Annotated in this window: 2 protein-coding genes; both read right to left on the bottom strand. The window is 46.5% G+C overall.

Going from position 1 to position 1,658, the window contains the following annotated elements; all coding sequences use genetic code 11:
- On the bottom strand, positions 1 to 945 hold a 945-nt coding region (gene dnaN, locus B4033_RS13160), incomplete at its 3' end, for a DNA polymerase III subunit beta (RefSeq protein WP_286834587.1).
- Positions 946 to 1,054: 109 nt separating this feature from the next.
- Positions 1,055 to 1,658, bottom strand: a 604-nt coding sequence (locus B4033_RS13155) for a chromosomal replication initiator protein DnaA (protein ID WP_286834586.1), incomplete at its 5' end; no start/stop codon positions are given.

Here is a 1,658-nt window from a genome sequence, read left to right as displayed (position 1 = left end):
CTGCTCCGGGTTATTGGCACGCAGTTGCAGTGAATCCGCATTAAAGTTCATGAATACACCACGAAGTTTCTCATTACTCAAAATCGCAACACGTTGCAGAGATTGCTTGAATACGTCATGTGCGATGATCACGTGCTTGTCACCACCACGTGGAATCACACGGCGATAGTCAGGGAATTTACCATCAATCAATTTGGTGGTGAAACGTACTGTAGTATCCCCCTGCTCCTTATCACGGTTTGGAACAGTGATAGTTACATTTAGCAATTCACGACCAATCAGCAATGATAACTGATCATCTTCAACACTAAGCAAACGCTGTAATTCACCTACTGCCTTACGTGGCACAATCGCCTGGATTGGCTGAGCTGCAGTCGATTGCGCAGCTGTTTCACACAGCGCCAGACGGTGACCATCCGTAGTTACTGCACGCAGCTGGTTAGCATCAATTTCCAGTAATGTACCGGTCAGGTAGAAACGTACATCCTGTACCGCCATCGCAAAAGCAGTTTTTTCAAACAGGCGTTTTAATTCACGCTGGGTCACAGTTACCTGTGTGCCCTGACTGTTTTCAGTCGACAGCAATGGATAGTCTTCAGCAGGCAAGGTACCGAGCACAAAACGGCTGTTTCCAGACTTTAAAATACAGCGCTGATCTTCAGTAATTTGCAGATCTACCAACGCAGCTGATGGCAAAGATTTACAGATATCGATCAGCTTACGTGCAGGAACCGTGGTTTCACCGGCTTGCAAACATGCACCTTCATTCAGAGGCATACTTGCTACCAGTTCTACCTCAAGATCTGAACCAGTCACCGTTAATGCTTGAGCTGTCACTTGAATTTTCAGGTTAGACAGAATGTTTAAGGTATGGCGACGTTCAACCGCTCCTACGACATGTGATAGAACATTCAGTAAGCTCTCTTTCGCGATTTTTAAACGCACGGTACATTCCTCTGAAAACTGAAGATTAATATGGAAAAGTTAATTATTTAGCACTGTACTATGCGGCAAAAAAAGCCGCATAGCAAGCGCAGAATTTGAGCGTTTTGGCTTAGCTTTGCAGCAGGCGCTGCAGGTTTTTATAGTCCTCGTTGAAGATCGGATCTTCCTCACGCAGACTCAATACTTTTTCACAGGCGTGCATCACGGTACTGTGGTCACGACCCCCAAATGCCATGCCAATTTCCGGGAAACTGTCTCCGGTCAATTCACGTGCCAGACCCATTGCAAGCTGACGCGGACGTGCATAAATACGGGTACGTTTCGGACCGACCAGTTCTTTCAGCGGAATACGGAAATATTCACTGACCACACGCTGAATATTTTCAGTACTGATGGTGCGGGCGCGAATCGCCAAAACATCTTTTAAGGATTCACGCACTACATCCAGATCAATCGGTGTGCCTTTAAAGCGGGAAATCGCCACCACTTTGTTTAGTGCACCTTCAAGCTCACGCACATTCGCAACCACTTGTTGTGCAATAAACAGTGCGCAGTTACGTGGCAGATCCACTTCATTGCTTTCGGCTTTTTTAAGTAAAATTTCAATACGGGTTTCAATATCGGGCGGTTCAACCCCTACCGACAAGCCCCAGGAGAAACGTGAAACCAGACGTGGATCCAGCTCAGTCAATTCTTTCGGATAACGATCCGAG

The organism is Acinetobacter sp. UBA3132 (assembly GCF_002364825.1).
GTDB classification, from domain to species: Bacteria; Pseudomonadota; Gammaproteobacteria; order Pseudomonadales; family Moraxellaceae; genus Acinetobacter; species Acinetobacter schindleri.
The sequence above is the reverse complement of the archived record's forward strand: the minus strand, read 5'-3'. Positions and strand labels throughout refer to the sequence as shown.